Source organism: Pseudoalteromonas sp. P1-7a, from assembly GCF_001401855.1.
Taxonomy (GTDB): Bacteria; Pseudomonadota; Gammaproteobacteria; order Enterobacterales; family Alteromonadaceae; genus Pseudoalteromonas.
The window spans coordinates 1-451 of the sequence record NZ_LKDU01000099.1 but is presented as its reverse complement, the minus strand read 5'-3'; the positions used below and the strand labels follow the sequence as shown (position 1 = coordinate 451).

At 45.2% G+C, this 451-nt stretch carries 3 tRNA genes; all 3 read left to right on the top strand.

Annotation, left to right across the window (positions count from 1 at the left end):
• The first annotated feature begins 120 nt into the window (after positions 1 to 120).
• Positions 121 to 195: transfer RNA gene (locus AN389_RS19660), tRNA-Gln, on the top strand.
• 5 nt (positions 196 to 200) lie between these two features.
• Positions 201 to 277: transfer RNA gene (locus AN389_RS19655), tRNA-Met, on the top strand.
• A 90-nt stretch (positions 278 to 367) separates the two neighbouring features.
• Positions 368 to 449, top strand: a tRNA-Leu gene (locus tag AN389_RS19650).
• Positions 450 to 451: the final 2 nt, after the last annotated feature.

Here is a 451-nt window from a genome sequence, read left to right as displayed (position 1 = left end):
GGGAGTGGCGGAATTGGTAGACGCGCTGGATTTAGGTTCCAGTATCTTAGGATGTGAGAGTTCAAGTCTCTCCTTCCGCACCATGTTCTGATATGAACTAAACTATCAATTGTTTTCTGTTGGGATATCGCCAAGCGGTAAGGCACCAGGTTTTGATCCTGGCATTCCCAGGTTCAAATCCTGGTATCCCAGCCAACAATGGCTAAGTAGCTCAGCTGGTTAGAGCACATCACTCATAATGATGGGGTCACAGGTTCAAATCCCGTCTTAGCCACCATTTCTTTTTTAGAAGTGGCTCTGCAAGAGTTAAATTGCGGCTCAATGAAGAGTTTAAAATAACTACCAGTGTTTATTAAACACAAAAAATGCGGGAGTGGCGGAATTGGTAGACGCGCTGGATTTAGGTTCCAGTATCTTAGGATGTGAGAGTTCAAGTCTCTCCTTCCGCACC